Source organism: Nocardia jejuensis NBRC 103114, from assembly GCF_001613145.1.
Classification (GTDB): Bacteria; Actinomycetota; Actinomycetes; order Mycobacteriales; family Mycobacteriaceae; genus Nocardia; species Nocardia jejuensis.
Genome location: NZ_BDBU01000024.1, coordinates 61,975 through 80,572 on the forward strand (window position 1 = coordinate 61,975; position 18,598 = coordinate 80,572).

Here is an 18,598-nt window from a genome sequence, read left to right on the forward strand (position 1 = left end):
GACGTCCGGGCTCCGGCGGGCACCCGGCTCAGATCCGTTCGGCCAGCCCCGGGTAGTCCAGCAGGAACCCGTCGTCGTCGGTGGTGACGGTGGCGCTCGAGACCGGTGACAGCACGTGGATGCCGTCCGCACCGCTGCTGTAGGTGACGCTGGCCTCCTGGACCAGCAGATCCGGCAACCGGACGTATACGACCGGGACCTGCACGTCCTCGCTCGCGTGCGCGAGACCGTAGCGCCGGATGGGGAGCGTATTGAAGAACGGGCTCAGCACCACGTCCACGTCGAGTGCGCCGCCGAAGGTGGAGCGCACATGCGTGCCGCCGGCGTCGATCAGCCAGTAGTTCTCCTCGTCGCGGGCGATCGAGGCGTGCCGTTCACCGGTGGCCAGGGTGCTGCGGAGTGAGAGACGCCTGGTCACACCGTTCTCGTCGGTGACCAGATCGTAGGAGGCGCTGAAGGCCGGATGGTCCTCGCACGCACCGGCGATGATGCGCCCGGCCGCGCGAATCCGATTGCCGTTGAGCACTACTCGCGCCGATTCCATGCGCGACCCGTTGTGAGCCCGCCAGGTCAGGATCGACGGCCATCTCGCCGCCTCGGGCTTCGAGTCCTCACTCCCACTCTCCGTCACCCTCTCACCGTAGTGCCAGCATGGGCCCGCCCTCGCGACCACGCGGCCAGCTCACACCCATCGACCGAAATTCATGATTCGGACAAGCGCGATCCCGATCGAATCCGGCTGATCGGGATGCGGTGGTGTGGGTCCCCTCATGATCCGCACCCGCACCACCGCACCCCCGGTGCGAATACCCGTCCTGTCCACGGACGACACGCCGGCTTTCGAGATCTGCGCCACCTCCGATCGGCGCCCCGATATCCACTCCGAGGTATCTCGCCGGACCCCACCGCCACGACGGTCAGCTCATCGGTCGCCACGACATGCGACACCGACGCGGCACGACGGAGTACCTCCGCGTGGGATGTTTGCGGCTTTGGCGAATATTTACAGGCCGACCAGTTCTGACACGCCGGAGTTCGAGGGAGCCGGGCACTCCGACCCGGCGGGTGATATTGCGCGGCGTCGAAGCAGGTGAGAAGAGGTTTGCGCGGGGTCCGCACCCGGGCGCGGGCGATAGGCGCCACTCGACTCGAGTAACGTCTCCTGCGGCATTGGGGATCCGGGGCGAAAGGTACTGCTGTGACGGGCGCGCGGATGGTCGGCCTGTTCGCCGGCATCGGCGGACTCGAACTCGGACTTTCGGAGTACGGCTGGCGCAGCGAATTGCTGTGCGAGATCGACGCGGGCGCACAGGGGGTACTGGCGGCCCACTTCCCGGGCGTGCCACTGGTTTCGGACGTGACGCGTTTGCGTTCACTGCCCGACGGGACCGATCTGGTGGCCGCGGGTTTCCCGTGCCAGGACCTGTCCCAGGCCGGGCGCACCGCCGGAATCACCGGTGCGCGTTCGGGTTTGGTGGACGAGGTGTTCCGCCTGGTGAAGCGCAAGCGCGGTCCGCGCTGGCTGCTCATCGAGAACGTGCCGTTCATGCTGCAGCTCGGCGGCGGCGCGGCCATGCGCCACATCACCGACGCGCTCACCGAACTCGGATACACCTGGGCCTATCGCGTGGTCGACGCGCGAGCCTTCGGGCTGCCGCAGCGTCGCGAGCGGGTGTTGATGCTGGCCTCGCGCACCGAGGATCCGCGGCCGATCCTGTTCGGCGCGGACGCCGGACCCCGGACGGTCGGCGATCCGGCGAACGATCCGTGCGGGTTCTACTGGACCGAGGGCACCCGCGGCCTGGGCTGGGCGGTGAACGCGGTGCCGACACTCAAGGGTGGATCCGGTCTGGGGATCGCGAGTCCCCCGGCGGTGCGACTACCTTCCGGCGAGATCGTCACACCGGGCATCACCGACGTCGAGCGCCTGCAGGGCTTCGACCGCGAGTGGACCGCACCGGCTCTCGACATTCCCGGCGTGCGCAAGGGCCACCGCTGGAAACTGGTCGGCAATGCGGTCAGCGTGCGCATGGCCTCCTGGATCGGCGAGCGCCTGGCGAACCCCGCCGACGATCCGGTTCCGGCCGGTGAACCGCACACTCGCCGCAGCTGGCCGTCGGCCGCCTGGGGACACAATGGAGTCGTCGGGCGAGTTCCGGTGTCCACCTGGCCCGTTCACGCGCCGTACGAGGATCTGCGCTGGTTCCTCGACGATTCCCGGCTGCTCTCGGCGCGCGCCACCGCGGGCTTCCTGCGCCGCGCCGGAATGGGCTCGCTGCGCTTTCCCCCCGGATTCATCGAGGATATGGAGAACCACCTCGATCGGATGGGAGGATTCCCCCGCGAGGCCGCCTGAGGTGCGAGCTCCTCGGTGGGATGTCGTACCAGCAGGGAGCCCGGATGAGCCATCGCGCAACCGAAGCGGAACACACACCGGCGAGCGGACGCGTCGGAGCACCGGAACCGCGACGCCGGGCCGCGAGCCCGGGACGCCGGATCGCGAGGTCCCGGGATCGGATCGCGAGACTGCGGGATGTGCCCGTGAACCCGCGCCGCCGGAGCGCACAGCGGCTCGATCCGATCGCGAGGCAGCGGTGACCGAACGCACGCCCGCGAAATCCACCCCGAAGGCGAAGCCGACGACCGACGCGGCGACCAGTGCGCGCATGGCCAAGCAGCGGCGGGTGGGGACGAAGCCGGAAATCGCGCTGCGCCGGGAATTGCATCGGCGGGGTGCGAGGTTCTTCGTGGACAAGCCCCCGCTGCCCGGTCTGCGGCGGCGGGCCGATCTCGTGTTCCCGCGTCGGAAGGTGGCCGTGTACGTGGATGGATGCTTCTGGCACAGCTGCCCCGAGCACGCGACATTCCCGAAGAACAATGCGCAATGGTGGTCCGAGAAGCTGGCCGGGAACGTGGCCCGCGATCGGGACACCGATACCCGGCTGGCGGCGGCCGGATGGACCGTGGTCCGGGTGTGGGAGCACGAGAGCGCGAATACCGCCGCCGACCTGGTCCTGCGGGAACTGGCGCGCACGCCGTGAGGACCCGGCTCGCGGATGGGTGACAATGGAGGAAGACCGGACCGTCCGACCAGTCCGGGGAGAACAGTGTGCAGGCAGGTATCGGTCGCGGGCTTCGGCCCCGCGGCGGTGAGCAGGGCAGGGCGCGAGAGTGAGTTGAGCCAGCGAAAGCGAGCACGGCGATGACGCCAACCGAGCAGAAACAGGCGACCGCGGCCCCGAGCGAGTCTCCTCCGATTCAGCGATGGCGGCGGGTCCTGAGGTGGATCATCGCGATCCTGATCGGCATCGCCGGCATCGGCTACTCGTCGTGGGTGCTCGAGTTCATGCTCCCGATCCCCAGCGATCCCACCAACACCTTCCTGAGCCAGCTCGCCGAGAAGGGCGCGCCGTTCCGCTGGGTGTTCACCACGGGTGACACCGTGTCGGGCGCGCTACTGCTGGTGGCGGGCATCGGTGGGCTGCTGCTGTTCTCGCGGCGGCTGTACTCGAACATCGGCTGGATCGCGCTGGCCTGCTTCGGCGCCTCCACCATCATGGACGCGCAGATGCCGTTGCAACCCGACGATCCGACCGTGCCCAAGCGCTACGTCGATACCGGACTGTTCCCGCAGCTGCATCAGATTCACGCGCTCACCAGCACGCTGGCGGTGTTCTCGATCTACATCGCGATGATCGCGTTCAGCGTCGCGGCGTTCAAGTACAAGCGCTGGCCGATCCTGCGGCACACCGGCCTGTGGATTCTGATCGTCGGCTCGGCGGTGACGGCCTGGATGCTGATCGCCGACAATCTGCCCGGCAATTACGGCCTCGGCATCGCCCAGCGGATCCAGGTCGGGGCGATGTCGCTGTGGCTGATCGCGCTGGCCGTGCAAATCCTTGTGGCCGAACGCGATTCCAGCTCCCATAGGTAGGGTCGGGGTGTGACGAGCGACGCACCGGAAATCACCGATATCTCCACACGGCTGGACACCGTCGCCGCCGCGACCACGCGCCTGCTCGGCGCGGTGTCGGGCCTGCACGATGTCGACGTCGTGGAACCGTCGCCGCTACCCGGCTGGACCCGCGGGCACGTGCTCGCGCATCTGTCCCGCAACGCGGACAGTCTGGTCAACCTGCTGCTGTGGGCCCGCACCGGCATCGAAACCCCGCAGTACGCAAGCACATTCCTGCGCGAGGCCGATATCGAGGCGGGCGCACCCCGACCACTGCGCGAACAGCTCGAGGATCTGACCGCCGCCTCCGAACGCTGGCTGGCACTGGCCCGGGTGATGCCGCCCGAGCGCTGGGAGAGCACGGTCCGCAACCGCAAGGGCGGCGAGATCACGGCCACCCAGGTCGTGTGGATGCGCCTGCTGGAGATCGAGATCCACCACGTGGACCTGAACGTCGGCTACGCCCCCGCCGACTGGCCGGCGGACTTCGTGGCGCGCCTGCTCCCCCAGGCCGTGGCCGACACCGTCGCCGCCGAGGGCGCGGGCTTCACCCTCACCGCCACCGACACCGGCTACACGGGCACCGTGGGCGCCCCGTCCACCACCATCACCGGCCCGGCCGCGTCCCTGGCCGCCTGGCTCATCGGCCGCTCCCCCGGCACCGACCTCACCGGCGACCTGCCGAACCTGTCCGCCTGGAAGTGAGCGGACGCGCTGCGCTGTCGCTGTGAAGCTCGGCACAGCGCCGGCGAATCATCCGAGCGGGCGGTTCGCGCCCGCGTGAATCATGGTGAGCCGAAACGGAAAACGGTCCCGCACCAGATGTGCGGGACCGTTACTGTGCGCCCGAAGGGATTCGAACCCCTAACCTCTTGATCCGTAGTCAAGTGCTCTATCCGTTGAGCTACGGGCGCATGCTTATTCAGTTGGTACTGCGGTACTGCGACCCGGAAAAACCGGGCTTGGCGGAGGCGAGAGGATTTGAACCTCCGGTCCCCGTGAAGGGACAACTCATTAGCAGTGAGTCCCATTCGGCCGCTCTGGCACGCCTCCTGGAGCCTTCTCTTACGAGGGCGCCGGTCCTTTCGAACCGCCGGGCAAAAGATTACACATCGCCCGACCAAGACTCCAAATCAGCTGGTCAGCGGGGATAAATGAGCATGATCATCAACGTAGATGGCTGTCGAACCATTCGAAAATTCTGGTTTGCGCGTCGATGACGAAGTCGTCGTCGCGGGCGGCGGGGTCGAAGCCGGGGTGATCGGGGCGGTGATGCAGGCCGGGGTAGGTGATCACGAGGGTGGCGACGTCGGCGCGGCCGGCGGCATCGCGCAGGCGGGCCACCTCCTCGGGCGGGGTGAGCGGGTCGTCGTCGCCGAACAGGCCGAGCCACGGCGCTTGCAGACCGGGCGTCGCGGTGACGAGCGCCGGCGCGTGCGGATGCAGCGCGTTGTCGATGCCGGGAGCCGCGACGCTGACCGCCGCACCGAGCCGCCGGTTGGCGGCGACCAGGGCGGCCGCGGTGCCCGCGGAGTCGAATCCGAGGACGCCGATGCAGTCGCGGTACACCCCGTGTCCGGTGAGCCAGTCGAAACAGGCGTCGAAATCGTCGAACAGGTCGGCGCCGAACACTCGCTCGGGCACGGTGCCGTTGTCCCGATGGAAAAGGTCGGGAGCCAGGACCGTCCAGCCGTCCGCGGCGAGCGAGCGCATGAGTTCGAGCAATTGCTCGGTGAATTCTCGTGATTCGTGCAGAACGACGATCCCGCCACGCGCGTGACCATCGGGTTCGATCACGGTGAGAGGGACTCCGGTGGTGTCGTCCGCGGGTGCTCGATCTCGGTAAAGGCCCGACATATCGTCAGCGTAGTTGCGCTAGGTAAATTCGGGATAAAGGTTCTCGACGGTGTGCGGACCCCGGAGAATTTCCGGATTCGCCGACCGCGCAGGGACTCCGACCGGGCACCTCCGGCAACAGCCTCGACACCACCGGCATCCGCTCCGCGAGCGCGACATAGGGTGGAGGGGTGAGCGCGCACATTCGCCCGGACCTCGATGCCATTCCGGCGTACGTCGCCGGCCGCAGCCAGCCCGGTGTGGTGAAGCTGGCCAGTAACGAGACCACCTTGGGGCCGCTGCCGTCGGTCGCCAAGGCGATCGCGGAGGCCGCGGAGACGGTGAACCGGTATCCGGACAATGCCTCCCTCGAATTGCGTGCCGCCATCGCGGAGTTCAACGGCGTCGCGGTCGAGAACGTGGCGGCCGGTTGCGGCAGCGTGGCCATCTGCCAGGAACTGGTGCAGATCACCTGTCTGGAGCCGACCGACGAGGTGCTGTTCGCCTGGCGCTCGTTCGAGGCGTATCCGATCGTCACCCGGGTGGCGGGCGCGAAGGCCGTGCAGGTTCCGCTCGACAGCGAATTCACCCACGACCTGGACGCGCTCGCGGCCGCGATCACCCCGAACACCCGGGTCGTGTTCGTGTGCAACCCGAACAATCCGACCGGTACGGCGCACGGCCGTGCGGCGATCGAACGCTTCGTGGACTCGGTGCCCGCGGATGTGCTGGTGGTGCTGGACGAGGCCTACTTCGAGTACCTGCGCATCGGCGGCGACGAGGCCCCCAATGGCGTGGATGTGGGCCGCACCCGGCCGAATGTGCTTGTCCTGCGCACCTTCTCGAAAGCGTACGGCCTGGCGGGGCTGCGCGTCGGCTACGCGGTCGGCGACCCGAAGGTCATCACCGCGCTGATGAAGGTGCACATCCCGTTCAGTCTCAACCGGGTCGCGCAGGCCGCGGCCATCGCCTCTCTCGAGGCTCGCCACGAACTGCTCGAGCGCACCGATGCCGTTGTCGCCGAACGTGACCGGATGCGCGACGCCCTGATCGCGGTCGGCTACCGCGTCCCCCGCAGCGAGGCCAACTTCATCTGGCTGCCCCTGGGCGACCGCAGCGCCGAATACGGCGAAGCCAGCGCCGAGGCCGGAGTCCTGGTGCGCCCCTACGGCACCGACGGCGTCCGCGTCACCGCGGGCGACCCGCACGAGAACGATCTGTTCCTGGCCTTCGCCACGGCACCGGAGACCCTCGCGCGCTTCATCGGCTGACCTCGTAGCGGGCTTCCAGAGGCCTGTCAGCCGAGTCCCAGACCCGCGGCCAGGGTCGGCCAGGAGCGTGGCAGTTCGTCCGCCCAGTAGGGCCAGGAGTGGGTTCCGGTGGGGCGCATGTTGACTGTGGCGGGGATGCCCAGTTGGGCCAGGCGCGCGGCCAGCTGGGCGGTGCACATGGAGGCGCCGGCTTCGATGGGCCCGCCGAACAGAATCGCCTGGCGCAGATCGGGATTGCCGGTGACGTCGTGTTCGCCGGGCAGGCCGCTGCCCGACGACAGGTAGATCGCGTCGCCGCGCAGCGCTCCCGCGTGGGAGACGACATCGTGCGCCGCCCACTGCGGGTCGTCCGACGGGCCGAACATATTGTCCGGATCTCCGCCGAAGGTGCCGACCACGGCACGCGCCTGGGCCTGACCGAACTCGGAACTCATTGCGTAGCAGCCGCTGTGGGCCGCCACGGCGCGATACAGCCCCGGATTGCGGGTCGCCAGCATCATGGCCGCCTCCGCGCCCATGGAGACGCCCGAGACCGCGTTGACGCCGTTGCCCTCGAAGCGGGCGTCGATGAGGGGCGGCAGTTCTCGGGTGAGGAAGGTTTCCCAGCGATTGGTGCCGAGCTTGGGGTCCGCGTGCAGCCAGTCGGTGTAGTAGCTGGCCGGGCCGCCGAGGGTGAACACCACGTTCACCGGTTTGTCGGCGAAGAACTGCCCCGCACCGCCCTTGTCGGTCCAGTTGTTGACCTCGACCGCCGCGCTGCGGCCGTCGAGCATGTAGACCGTCGGTCGCGGGGCGTCGCGATGCTCGGGCAGCAGCACCTGGACGTCGACGGTGCGGCCCATGGCCGGGGACGCGACCGACACGGTGAGCCAGCGGTCGGTGATGGGCTGAACGTCGCGCACGGTGGCGTACAGCGGGTGCACCGGGTCCACCGAGGGCGGTGCCTCCTCGTTGGAGCCGGAATCGACGGGTGGATCAGCGATCGAGAGCGGAGCTTCGAAGGTCACCACACCGACCAGCAGTGCGGCGCTGACAAGGGCGCCGGCCAAGCGACGCCGTACGCGACGGCGGCTAACCACCCGACCATCTGTACCAGAAAACCGTCAGTCGGCGGCGAGATCCCGCTCCCAGCGCGTTTCCACGTCGGTGAACCGCCAGACCGCGAGGGCGACGACCCATGTGAGCAGGAACAAACCGACGATAATGAAACCGAGGTCACCGAGATCCAGCCTGCCGATCCAGGCGATCAATCCCGATGTGACGTTCAGCTTCTCGACGAAGATCGAGATGATCTCCTGCACGCCGATGAGCAGCGCCACCGCCACCGACAGCCCGGTGATCACCAGGTTGTAGTAGATCTTGCGGACCGGCCGGGCGAAGGCCCAGTCGTAGGCGTAGCTCATGAAGGAACCGTCGAGCGAGTCGAACAGCGCCATGCCCGCCGAGAACAGCACGGGCAGTACGAGAATCGAGTACCAGGGCAACCCGGTGGCGGCCGCGCCGCCCGCGATCACCAGCAGGCCGACCTCGGTGACGGTGTCGAAACCGAGGCCGAAGAGCAGCCCGACCGGGTACATCTGCCAGGGTTTGCGCACCAGCTTCACGACCGGCCCGAGGACTCGGTTGAGCAGGCCGCGCTCCTCGAGCGCCTGCTCGAGTCGCTCCTCGTCGAATTCGCCGGTGCGCATGCGCCGGAACACTTTCCAGATGCCGATCAGGGCCGCGAGGTTCAACAGGCCGATCGCGATCAGGAAGCTTCCCGAGATGCTGGTGCCCCACAGTCCGGTCCACCGGTGCAGCGAGGACCCCTCGTCCTGCAACGGACCAGCCAGCGCCCGCACGCCCAATGCGAGCAGCGCGACCATGATGAACACGATGCTGGAGTGCCCGAGCGCGAACCAGAACCCGACGGTGTGGGTCTTGGCTCTGCCGTTCTCCGCCACCAGCTTTCGGGTGGTGTTGTCGATGGCGGCGATGTGGTCCGCGTCGAACGCGTGGCGCATGCCGAGGGTGTAGGCGGTGACGCCGAGCCCGACTCCGAAGACCGAGCCCTGCACCACGTGGTGCCCGGGCACCACGAACAGCAGCAGTGTGCCCCAGCCGATGACGTGCAACGCGAGGACCGCGAGGCCCATACCGATCCAACCGCGCATGAAGCACACCCTCATCGTTCGAGATTTGCGGAAGCAGAGGGATTTGAACCCCCGGTCGCTTTCGCGACGCTCGCTTTCAAGGCGAGTGCATTCGGCCGCTCTGCCATGCTTCCAGGCGTCCGATGTTAGCAGCGCCCCCGGAGGAATCTGACCTACGCGTCGGACCGCGACGCGGAGCGCTGGTCGGCAGCCTGGTCGACCAGGTCCAGGGCGGAGGCGACCGCGGCCAGCTGCTGCTGGGTGAGCAGATCGACGAAATAGCGGCGGACCGCGGCCACATGTCCGGGGGCCGCGGCTCGCAACCGCCGCATGCCCTTGTCGGTGAGCTGGGCCAGCACGCCGCGACCGTCGTCCTCGCAGGCGATGCGGCGCACCATCCGCTCCTTCTCCATCCGCCGCACCTGATGGGTGAGCCGGCTGCGGGAGGAGATCACCCCGTCGGCCAGGTCGCTCATGCGCAGTGCACGATTCGGCGCTTCGGAGAGTTTGACCAGGATGCGGTAGTCGGCGAAGGACAGATCGCTGTCGCGCTGCAACTGCCGATTGAGGTCGGCCAGCAGACGCTGGCTGCCGTCCATGTACGCCCGCCAGGCTCGCTGCTGTTCCGGGGTGAGCCATCTCGGCTGGGCCCCGGGTTCGACCGCCACCGGGTCAGTGTATCCAAGCCGGCACGCGAGATGCCCTGCCGAGCGGGGAATATCGCTCACCGATAGGAGGAGAGCATGGTGCGGCTCAGGTCGCTCACGCCGGTGCAGCCCGAAAGTCCCATGGCCGCATCGAAATCCGCGAGAATGCAGCGCAGCGCGTGCCGGACGCCGTCGGCTCCGGCGAGACCGAGTCCGTAGGCCCAGGGGCGGCCGTACAGGACCGCTTTCGCGCCGAGCGAGAGCGCGATCATCACATCGGAGCCGGTGCGGATTCCGGAGTCGAAGAGCACGTCCGCGCGATCGCCGACGGTGGCGACGATGGTGGGCAGCGCGTCCAGCGCGGCGACCGAACCGTCGACCTGACGGCCGCCGTGATTGCTGACGATGACCGCGTCCGCCCCGGCGTCCACGCACTGACGGGCATCGTCCGGATGCAGCACGCCCTTCACCGCGATCGGCAGTTCGGTCCAGTCCCGCAGCCGATGGATGTCGGCCGGGCGCAGGCCGTGATTGCCGAAGGTGCCGACCCAGGTGAGGATGGCCGCGCGCATGGCGTCCTCGCTCTCCTCGGGCGGCGCGGCGAGCTTGGCCCGGAAGACCGGATCGGAGAGATAGTTCGCGATGCCCTGGCCGTGCAGGAACGGTAGATGCCCGAGTTCCAGATCACGCGGCCGCCAGCCCAGGGCGGGCGTGTCCACGGTGACGACAATGGCCTTGGCTCCGGACTTTTCGGCGCGTTCGACGAAGGAGCGCGCCAGTTCCATGTCGTTGGGCCAGTACAGCTGATACCACCAGTCCCCCGCGCGCTCGCCGACCTCCTCGATGGTGGAGGAGGCCGCGGTGGACAGCACCATGCCGATGCCGAGTTCCCGGGTCACGTCCGCGACGACGGTTTCGCCGCGCTCGTGCAGCAGGCCGAGCACGCCGATGGGTGCGGTCAGAATCGGAGCGGCGAGATGGGTGCCGAGCACGTCGACCGACAGGTCCCGGGCTCCGGGAGCGCTCGCGCCGCGCAGCATGCGGGGCAGCAGCCGATACTTCTCGAAGGCGACGAGATTCGAGTGCGCGGTGCGCTCGGCGGAGGCGCTGCCCGCGACGTAGTTGAAGGCCGCCGGTTCCAGGACTTCCCGAGCGCGCTCCTGCAGGCCGGCCGCCGTGATCGGCAGCGATGGCACTTTACCGGCGAGGCCCGAAAGATAGATCTCGTTCTGGAAATCGACGAAACTGCTCATTCTCGGAACGCTAGTACCTTCAACCCCACGGTGGGGGGTGTCGGAAATTCTTTCCTGGAGCGTAACTTCCGGAAAGGTTCCGGCCGGAAACAGTCCATCCGGCGGATGTCCGAACGGTCAGCGACGGCGTACCCGAACCAGCTCTCGGGAGGATTCCTGGGCGACGAAACCGGAAATGGCCATTGCGGTGAGAACGATCAGTGCGCCGAGGGTGGTGAACATCGCGATCATGGAATCTCCTGGTTCGTTGTGTCGATTCCACTGTGCCGGGAAAAGCTGACAGGATCCTGTGCTCCCGCCGAAGATGGCCTGACAGTAATCGCTGAGCCCGCGCCGTACCCTCGGTTTCATGTATGCGGTGACGCTCGATGGTTTCGGTGGTCCCGAAGTGATGACGTGGGCCCAGGTTCCCGATCTGCCCGCGCCCGGTCCGGGCGAGGTGTCGATCGATGTGGTGGCCGCGGGGGTGAACCGCGCGGACCTGATGCAACGGCAGGGTTTCTATCCGCCGCCGCCCGGCGCGAGCGAGACGCTCGGCCTGGAGTGTTCCGGCGTGATCGCGGAAATCGGTCCCGGAGTACAGGATTGGCGTCCCGGCGATCGGGTGTGCGCGCTACTGTCCGGCGGCGGCTACGCCGAGCGGGTGCTCGTGCCCGCGACCCAGGTGCTGCCGGTCCCCGAGGACTGGGACCTGCCCGCCGCGGCGGCGCTGCCGGAGGTGGCCGCCACGGTGTGGTCGAACCTGGTCATGACCGCGGGCCTGCGTTCGGGCCAGTTACTGCTGATTCACGGTGGCGGCAGCGGGATCGGCACGCACGCCATTCAGGTGGCGCGGAGCCTGGGCGCGCGGGTGGCGGTGACCGCGGGGTCGAAGTTCAAACTCGATAGCTGTCAGGAATTGGGTGCGAGCATCCTGATCAATTACCGCGAAGAGGATTTCGTGGAGGTGCTGAAATCCGAAAGTGACGGTGCCGACGTGATTCTCGACAATATGGGCGCGAAGTACCTGGCCCGCAATGTGGACGCGCTCGCCGAGGACGGCCGGTTGGTGATCATCGGCATGCAGGGCGGGGTCACCGCGGAATTGAATCTCGCGGTGTTGCTGGGAAAGCGCGGCAGCGTGCACGCCACCAATCTGCGCCGCCGGGCCGCGACCGGACGCGGGAGCAAGGCCGAGATCGTCGCGGAGCTGCGGCGGCGGGTATGGCCCCTGGTCGCGGAGGGCTCGGTCGTGCCGGTGATCTCGGCCGAACTGCCGGTGGCCGACGCCGCCGAGGCGCACCGCCTGCTGGACTCGGACGACACGGTCGGCAAGGTGATCCTGCGCGTGCGCGAAGACTGAGTCCGCTCAGGTGTCGAGGGCGGTGAGGGCGCGGCCGAGCTGGTCGATCTCGAATTTGGTCGTGTACGGCGCGAGCCCGATGGTGACCGCGCCGCCCTCGTCGTTCACACCGAGCGCGTCCAGCAGGCGGCTGCCGCCGTGCGATCCGCTCAGCGTGCCGATCCGGGCGTCGGCGAGCTTGGCCGAGACCTTCTCCGCCTGCATCCCCGCGATGGTGAAGCTGACCGTCGGAATGCGGGTCGAGGCGCGGCCGATGACGGTCAGGTTGGGGATCTGATCCAGGGTCGTCATCAGGTGCTCGAAGAGCTGATCGTGGTAGTCCTGCAGCGAGGTGATCGAGATCTCGAGGCGCTCCCGGCGGGTTCCGGTCGCGCGCTCGTCCATTCCGGCCAGGTAGTCGATGGAGGTGGTGAGGCCCGCCAGTAGCGCGTACTGGTGGTGACCGACCTCGAGCCGCTCCGAACCCTTGGCGTACGGGTTCAGGGACATGGAGGGAATGCGGTCCAGGAAGGCGGGATCGCGGAAGACCAGCGCGCCGACCTGCGGTCCGCCCCACGCCGGTGCGCTCAGCGCGATGACGTCGGCATTGAGTTCGTCGATGTCGATGAGCGCGTAGGGGGCCGCGCCGAAGCAGTCCGCGACCAGCAGGCCGCCCACCTCGTGCACGCGATCGGCGGCCACCCGCACCGACGGCGCGGAGCCGACGATCGGGGAGGCGGCGGTCAACGCGACCAGCCGGGCGGTGGGACCGATGAGCTCCTCGAACTGCCAGGCGGGCATTTCGCAGGTCTCGATTTCCACTTCGGCCCAGCGCACATGTGCGCCATAGCGATTGGCGATCCGAAGCCACGGCGCGACATTGGCTTCGTCATCCAGGCGCGACAGCACGATCCCGGTGCCCAGGCCCAGGCGGGAGCTCAGCGATTCGGCCAGCCAGGCCAGGAGTACCGCTCGGTCGGGACCCAGCACCACGCCCGCGGGATCGCCGCCCACCAGATCCGCGACCGCCTCGCGAGCGGCCTCGAGGATCGCGGCGCTGCGCTTGGCGGCGCCGTGCCGATTGGTATGGGAGAAGGCGGAGGTTCGGAAACCCGTTGATACGGCGCGTGATACCGAATCCGGAACCAGCATGCCCGCTTGCGGGTCCAGATGGATCCAGCCGTCGCCCAGGGACGGTATGAGGCCCCGCACCCTTGCGACGTCGTAAGTCATGGTGGCCACTCTAAGGGGAGAGAGCTTGCGAGCGTAACGGTAGCCTCACGACCACTCGTCACCGAACCGGACGAGCTGGGCGGAACACACAAAGCAGACAGGGACGGATCGGACACCCCCTTAGCGCGTTCGCCGGAGTCACGGAATGATGGGGGCATGACGCAGTCGGACGGTGCACCCGAATCCATTGTCGTGATCGGTCCCGAGGGCAAACCCGTGGCCATTCCGGCGAACATGCTGCCCGGTGGTGATCCGCTCACCGGACAGGTTGTCGGCGAGGGCAATTCCGATGAATCTCGCGAAAAGGAAGAATCGCTCGCCGATATGGTCGAGCAGCCGGCAAAGGTCATGCGCATCGGCACCATGATCAAACAGCTGCTCGAAGAGGTCCGGCACGCGCCGCTGGACGATGCCAGTCGCACCCGGCTGCGCGAGATCCACCGCTCCTCCATCCTCGAACTCGAACAGGGCCTCGCCCCGGAACTGCGCGAGGAACTCGAGCGCCTGGCTCTCCCGTTCAGTGAGGACGCCGTTCCGTCGGACGCCGAACTCCGCATCGCCCAAGCACAATTGGTGGGCTGGCTCGAAGGTCTGTTCCACGGAATCCAGACCGCGCTGTTCGCACAGCAGATGGCCGCGCGCGCTCAGCTCGAGCAGATGCGCCAGCTGCCGCCCGGCGCGACCACCATCGATCCCCGTCAATCCGGCGGCGCGACCGGCACCGGTCAGTACCTGTGAACGTGACGAGCGCGACCCCGTCGGCTCGGCAAGTCGCGGTCGCAGGCAGGTTCCCGACGCAAATCGAAGGCTATTAGATAGGGTCGGGTGCTGTGCCTGCTGCTGCTCCCCCCGACTCGGCCACGGCCGAAGCGCGTCCGGACGAACCCCCGGTGACGCTGGTATCGGACTCCCAGTCCTTCGCCCGCGCCTTCAAGGACTTCCGGGACGGCTTCTCCCAGCGAGAGTTGTGGCTGGCGTTGGGCTGGCAGGACATCAAACAGCGCTATCGGCGCTCGGTGCTCGGCCCGTTCTGGATCACCATCGCGACCGGCCTGCAGGCCGCCGCGATGGGTGTCCTCTACGCCACGTTGTTCGGGCAGACGCTGAGTTCGTACCTGCCGTACGTGACCGTCGGGCTGATCGTCTGGAACGTGATCAACGCCAGCATCATCGAGGGCTCGGACGTCTTCATCGCCAACGAGGGGCTGATCAAACAGCTGCCCTCGGCACTGAGCGTGCACGTATATCGCCTGGTGTGGCGCCAATTCCTGTTCTTCGCACACAACCTGATCATCTATGTGGTGATGGTGCTCGCGTTCAGCATCTGGCGGCATCTGCACTGGTCCGCGCTGCTGGCGATTCCCGGTCTGCTGCTGGTCTTCCTCAACGCGCTCTGGGTGACGATCGTGTTCGGCATCTTCAGCACCCGCTACCGCGATCTGGCACCGATCCTGGGCAGCACCACCCTCATGCTCTTCGTGCTCACCCCGGTGATGTGGAAGCCGACGGCGCTGACCGGCACCGCGAGCGATCGCGCCAAGCTGGCCGAGCTCGTGCCGACCTACCATTACCTGGAGATCGTGCGCGCGCCGCTGCTCGGCGATCCGATCCACCTGCGCAGCTGGATCGTGGTGCTGAGCATCACCGTCCTCGGCGGCATCGTCGCGATACTGGCCATGAAGAAGTTCCGTTCCCGAGTCCCCTACTGGGTGTGAAGGCTCAATGACCGACCATGTGAGTATCGAAACCCAGAACGCGTGGGTGGAGTTCCCGATCTTCGACGCGAAGTCTCGTTCGCTGAAGAAGGCCGTGCTGGGCTCGGCCGGTGGCGCCATCGGGCGCAACCAATCCGATGTGGTGGTCGTGGAAGCGTTGCGCGACATCAACCTCTCGCTCAAGGAGGGCGACCGGATCGGTTTGGTCGGGCACAACGGCGCGGGCAAATCCACACTGCTGCGGCTGCTTTCGGGCATCTACGAACCCACCCGCGGCAGCGCGCGGATTCGCGGACGCGTGGCGCCGGTCTTCGATCTCGGCGTCGGCATGGATCCGGAGGTCTCCGGATACGACAACATCATCATTCGCGGACTGTTCCTCGGGCAGACCCGCAAGCAGATGCTGGCCAAGATCGACGAGATCGCCGACTTCACCGAACTCGGCGACTACCTGGCGATGCCGCTGCGCACCTACTCCACCGGTATGCGCGTGCGCCTGGCGATGGGCGTGGTCACCTCCATCGATCCGGAGATCCTGCTGCTGGACGAGGGCATCGGCGCGGTCGACGCCGATTTCATGAAGAAAGCGCGAATCCGGTTGCAGGAATTGGTCTCCCGCTCCGGAATCCTGGTCTTCGCCAGTCACTCCAACGAATTCCTGGCTCAGCTCTGCGATTCGGCTATGTGGATCGACCACGGACAGGTCAGACTGCACGGCGGTATCGAAGAAGTCGTTCGTGCCTACGAAGGCCCCGAGGCGGGCGATCACGTGGCGACGGTGCTGCGGGATCTGGAACGTGAAGCCGAACGGAATCCCGCATGAGCGAGCAGCCCACCCCCTATTTCGCGGACGATGCGCGCATCGTCGCGATCGTCGTCACCCATAAACGCAAAGAGATGCTCGCGGAATCGCTGAAGGTGCTCAGCAGCCAGTCGCGGCCGATCGACCATCTCATCGTGGTGGACAACGGCAACGAGGCCGAGGTGGGCGAGCTCGTGCGCGAGCAGCCGATCGAGACCACATACCTGGGGTCCGAGCACAATCTCGGCGGTGCGGGCGGTTTCGCGCTCGGCATGCTGCACGCGCTGACCCTGGGCGCGGACTGGGTCTGGCTGGCCGACGACGACGGCCGGCCCGACGGGCCGGATGTGCTTGCCACGCTGTTCGATTGCGCGCAGCGGCATCGGCTGGTCGAGGTCTCGCCCGTGGTCTGCGATATCGACGATCCGGACCAGCTGGCGTTCCCGCTGCGCCGCGGCGTGGTGTGGCGGCGACTGCGGTCCGAGCTCGGCGACGACGACTTCCTGCCCGGCATCGCCTCGCTGTTCAACGGCGCGCTCGTCTCGGCGGAGGCCGTGGACGTGATCGGCGTGCCGGATCTGCGGTTGTTCGTGCGCGGTGACGAGGTCGAGGTGCATCGGCGGCTGGTCCGCTCGGGGCTGCCTTTCGGCACCTGTCTGCAGACGGCGTATCTGCATCCGAACGGTTCGGCGGAGTTCAAGCCGATCCTGGGCGGCAGGATGCACACGCAGTATCCGGACGATCCGGTGAAGCGGCACTACACCTACCGCAACCGGGGTTACCTGATGGCTCAGCCCGGTATGCGCAAACTGCTGCCGCAGGAGCTTGCTCGATTCGGGTGGTTCTTCCTGGTTCAGCAGAAGGATCCGGCGGGGCTGATGGAGTGGCTGCGACTGCAGCGGCTCGGCCGCCGCGAGCAGTTCCACAAGCCCAAGTCCTGAGTTCCCCGAGGGTTGTGCACAGCGCCCATGCCTGTGCATAACTACCCTCGTTCTGTGGATAAGCAGCACCCGGACCAGGGTCGAACGCATGTTCGATCCTGTGGATAACCATGTGCACAAGTGAGCCTGTGCAGGACTGTGTATAAATCGGTTGCGGTGTTTTCGCGCGCCTGAGAAGGTTGTGCTCGTTCTGGTCGACGGTGTTCGCCGCTGCGAATGCCCTGGGAGAGATGAGGAGGTGGATTCACGTGAGGACGACAGTGCGGATTGTCGTGCCCCGGCGACGTATCGCGGCTCGTGCCGTGACCGCTGTGCACGTATCCACCTCGAATTTCTTGCGCTGAGTCCGTTCGGGCTCGGCCCGACGAAGGACTCCCCCGCATGTCTTCGGACAATCTCGACCTGCTCTCCCCCTATGGCTGGAACGCGGACCTCGCCTCGCGCTATCTGCCGATACTCGGTGACTCCCTGATTCCCGCTCGCGTCCTGCGCATGGAACGCAGCGAATGCGATGTCGCCGCACCGCTGCCCACCTCCGACTACCAGAGCCGTTTCACCGCCGCCGTCGTCCGGGCCCGCCTGCCGCGTCCGGATTCCGATATCAGCGGACTGTGCACCGGCGACTGGGTCGGCCTCGACGCCGATCGTGAAGTGCGGCAGCTGCTGCCACGCCACACCGCCATCGTGCGGGCCGCGGTCTCGGGTCACTCCGATTCGCGGGCTCGCTCCGCGGATCAGGTGCTGGCCGCGAACGTGGACACCGTGCTGGTGTGCCTGCCGGGCGACGACGTCGACCTCGGGCGCATCGAGCGCCTGCTGGCACTGGCGTGGGAATCGGGCGCACAGCCCGTCGTGGTGCTGACCAAAGCCGATCTGGCCGAGGATCTTTCGCTCGACGAGGTGCGGGCGACCGCGCCGGGCGCGACCGTGCTGTCGGTGAGCGCCTCCTCCGGGCTCGGCATGGACGTGCTGTCGGCCGTCATGAGCGGCACGGTCGCCCTGATCGGGCCGTCCGGTGCGGGCAAGTCGACCCTCGCCAATGCCCTGCTGGGCTCGGACGTGTTCGCCACCAACGCGGTTCGCGACGGCGACAAGCGCGGCCGGCACACCACGGTGCATCGCGAATTGCGCCCGCTCCCCGGCGGCGGCACCCTGATCGACACCCCGGGCCTGCGCTCGGTGGGTCTGTGGGACGCCTCCGAAGGCATCGGACGCACCTTCAGCGATATCGAATCCCTCTCCGAGGCTTGCCGTTTCGCCGATTGCTCGCATACCGGCGAACCGGGGTGCGCGGTGCTCGCGGCGATCGAATCCGGGGCCCTGCCCCAGCGTCGCCTGGACAGCTACCGCAAGCTGATCCGGGAGAACGAATGGATGGCCTCCCGCACCGATCACCGGCTGCGCACCGAGCGCACCAAGGTGTGGAAGGGCATCGTCAAGCAGCAGCGCCGCACCTACCGGGAGCGCGGCGGCGGGCGGCGATGAAGCCCGC

18 protein-coding genes and 3 tRNA genes are annotated in these 18,598 nt (G+C 67.5%); 11 read left to right on the forward strand and 10 right to left on the reverse strand.

Going from position 1 to position 18,598, the window contains the following annotated elements:
• Nucleotides 1–28 precede the first annotated feature (28 nt).
• Nucleotides 29–631: a putative glycolipid-binding domain-containing protein gene (locus tag NJ1_RS19410; protein WP_084478511.1), complete on the reverse strand. Its 603-nt coding sequence runs from the start codon at nucleotides 629–631 to the stop codon at nucleotides 29–31.
• Nucleotides 632–1,213: 582 nt separating this feature from the next.
• On the opposite strand from NJ1_RS19410, the gene NJ1_RS19415 reads away from it, so the two are divergent.
• From NJ1_RS19415 to NJ1_RS19430, 4 genes are all read left to right on the forward strand, one after another.
• Nucleotides 1,214–2,356, forward strand: a complete 1,143-nt coding sequence (locus tag NJ1_RS19415; protein WP_174557098.1) for a DNA cytosine methyltransferase — start codon at nucleotides 1,214–1,216, stop codon at nucleotides 2,354–2,356.
• Nucleotides 2,357–2,594: 238 nt separating this feature from the next.
• Nucleotides 2,595–3,041: a very short patch repair endonuclease gene (locus NJ1_RS19420; protein ID WP_281202143.1), complete on the forward strand. Its 447-nt coding sequence runs from the start codon at nucleotides 2,595–2,597 to the stop codon at nucleotides 3,039–3,041.
• A gap of 161 nt (nucleotides 3,042–3,202) precedes the next feature.
• A complete protein-coding gene (locus NJ1_RS19425; RefSeq protein ID WP_084478512.1) occupies nucleotides 3,203–3,934 on the forward strand; it encodes a DUF998 domain-containing protein in 732 nt (243 codons plus the stop codon).
• 9 nt (nucleotides 3,935–3,943) lie between these two features.
• On the forward strand, nucleotides 3,944–4,660 hold the full coding sequence (locus NJ1_RS19430) for a maleylpyruvate isomerase family mycothiol-dependent enzyme (protein WP_084478513.1): 717 nt from the start codon (nucleotides 3,944–3,946) through the stop codon (nucleotides 4,658–4,660).
• Nucleotides 4,661–4,796: 136 nt separating this feature from the next.
• On the opposite strand, the gene NJ1_RS19435 is transcribed toward NJ1_RS19430, so the two are convergent.
• The 3 genes from NJ1_RS19435 to NJ1_RS19445 all read right to left on the reverse strand — a co-directional run bounded on the left by NJ1_RS19435 (nucleotide 4,797) and on the right by NJ1_RS19445 (nucleotide 5,812).
• Nucleotides 4,797–4,869, reverse strand: a tRNA-Arg gene (locus NJ1_RS19435).
• Nucleotides 4,870–4,918: 49 nt separating this feature from the next.
• A tRNA-Ser gene (locus tag NJ1_RS19440) sits at nucleotides 4,919–5,008 on the reverse strand.
• A 114-nt stretch (nucleotides 5,009–5,122) separates the two neighbouring features.
• Entirely contained in the window at nucleotides 5,123–5,812 is a 690-nt protein-coding gene (locus tag NJ1_RS19445; protein WP_067696267.1) for a dienelactone hydrolase family protein, read from the reverse strand.
• 170 nt (nucleotides 5,813–5,982) lie between these two features.
• Here NJ1_RS19445 and hisC point away from each other — a divergent pair, with 170 nt between their 5' ends.
• Entirely contained in the window at nucleotides 5,983–7,062 is a 1,080-nt protein-coding gene (hisC, locus tag NJ1_RS19450; RefSeq protein ID WP_067696269.1) for a histidinol-phosphate transaminase, read from the forward strand.
• A 26-nt stretch (nucleotides 7,063–7,088) separates the two neighbouring features.
• Here the strand turns inward: hisC and NJ1_RS19455 are convergent, their stop codons facing one another.
• The 5 genes from NJ1_RS19455 to NJ1_RS19475 form a co-directional block, all read right to left on the reverse strand.
• Nucleotides 7,089–8,141, reverse strand: a complete 1,053-nt coding sequence (locus NJ1_RS19455; protein WP_067696270.1) for an alpha/beta hydrolase — start codon at nucleotides 8,139–8,141, stop codon at nucleotides 7,089–7,091.
• Nucleotides 8,142–8,165: 24 nt separating this feature from the next.
• Nucleotides 8,166–9,215, reverse strand: a complete 1,050-nt coding sequence (nicT, locus tag NJ1_RS19460; RefSeq protein WP_245717465.1) for a Nickel transporter NicT — start codon at nucleotides 9,213–9,215, stop codon at nucleotides 8,166–8,168.
• A 28-nt stretch (nucleotides 9,216–9,243) separates the two neighbouring features.
• A tRNA-Ser gene (locus NJ1_RS19465) sits at nucleotides 9,244–9,328 on the reverse strand.
• A 39-nt stretch (nucleotides 9,329–9,367) separates the two neighbouring features.
• The gene (locus tag NJ1_RS19470) at nucleotides 9,368–9,793 is read right to left on the reverse strand and encodes a MarR family winged helix-turn-helix transcriptional regulator (protein WP_084478549.1); all 426 of its coding nucleotides are present in this window, start codon (nucleotides 9,791–9,793) and stop codon (nucleotides 9,368–9,370) included.
• Nucleotides 9,794–9,918: 125 nt separating this feature from the next.
• A complete protein-coding gene (locus NJ1_RS19475) occupies nucleotides 9,919–11,094 on the reverse strand; it encodes a lactate 2-monooxygenase (protein ID WP_067696279.1) in 1,176 nt (391 codons plus the stop codon).
• Between the two features lie 349 nt (nucleotides 11,095–11,443).
• On the opposite strand from NJ1_RS19475, the gene NJ1_RS19480 reads away from it, so the two are divergent.
• Nucleotides 11,444–12,436 carry an NAD(P)H-quinone oxidoreductase gene (locus NJ1_RS19480; protein ID WP_067696282.1) on the forward strand — a complete coding sequence of 331 codons (993 nt, stop codon included), beginning with the start codon at nucleotides 11,444–11,446 and terminating at the stop codon, nucleotides 12,434–12,436.
• 6 nt (nucleotides 12,437–12,442) lie between these two features.
• Here the strand turns inward: NJ1_RS19480 and NJ1_RS19485 are convergent, their stop codons facing one another.
• A complete protein-coding gene (locus tag NJ1_RS19485) occupies nucleotides 12,443–13,648 on the reverse strand; it encodes a cysteine desulfurase-like protein (RefSeq protein ID WP_067696745.1) in 1,206 nt (401 codons plus the stop codon).
• A gap of 156 nt (nucleotides 13,649–13,804) precedes the next feature.
• On the opposite strand from NJ1_RS19485, the gene NJ1_RS19490 reads away from it, so the two are divergent.
• From NJ1_RS19490 to rsgA, 5 genes are all read left to right on the forward strand, one after another.
• Nucleotides 13,805–14,386 carry a bacterial proteasome activator family protein gene (locus NJ1_RS19490; protein WP_067696285.1) on the forward strand — a complete coding sequence of 194 codons (582 nt, stop codon included), beginning with the start codon at nucleotides 13,805–13,807 and terminating at the stop codon, nucleotides 14,384–14,386.
• 152 nt (nucleotides 14,387–14,538) lie between these two features.
• Entirely contained in the window at nucleotides 14,539–15,363 is an 825-nt protein-coding gene (wzm, locus tag NJ1_RS19495) for a galactan export ABC transporter permease subunit Wzm/RfbD (protein ID WP_439957699.1), read from the forward strand.
• Between the two features lie 7 nt (nucleotides 15,364–15,370).
• The gene (gene wzt, locus NJ1_RS19500) at nucleotides 15,371–16,186 is read left to right on the forward strand and encodes a galactan export ABC transporter ATP-binding subunit Wzt/RfbE (RefSeq protein WP_067696292.1); all 816 of its coding nucleotides are present in this window, start codon (nucleotides 15,371–15,373) and stop codon (nucleotides 16,184–16,186) included.
• Nucleotides 16,183–17,106 (forward strand): galactofuranosyltransferase GlfT1, encoded by a 924-nt coding sequence (glfT1, locus tag NJ1_RS19505; protein ID WP_067696293.1) that lies wholly within the window; start codon nucleotides 16,183–16,185, stop codon nucleotides 17,104–17,106. The genes wzt and glfT1 overlap by 4 nt, the downstream gene beginning before the upstream one ends.
• A 381-nt stretch (nucleotides 17,107–17,487) precedes the next feature.
• Entirely contained in the window at nucleotides 17,488–18,591 is a 1,104-nt protein-coding gene (gene rsgA / locus NJ1_RS19510) for a ribosome small subunit-dependent GTPase A (RefSeq protein WP_067696296.1), read from the forward strand.
• Nucleotides 18,592–18,598: the final 7 nt, after the last annotated feature.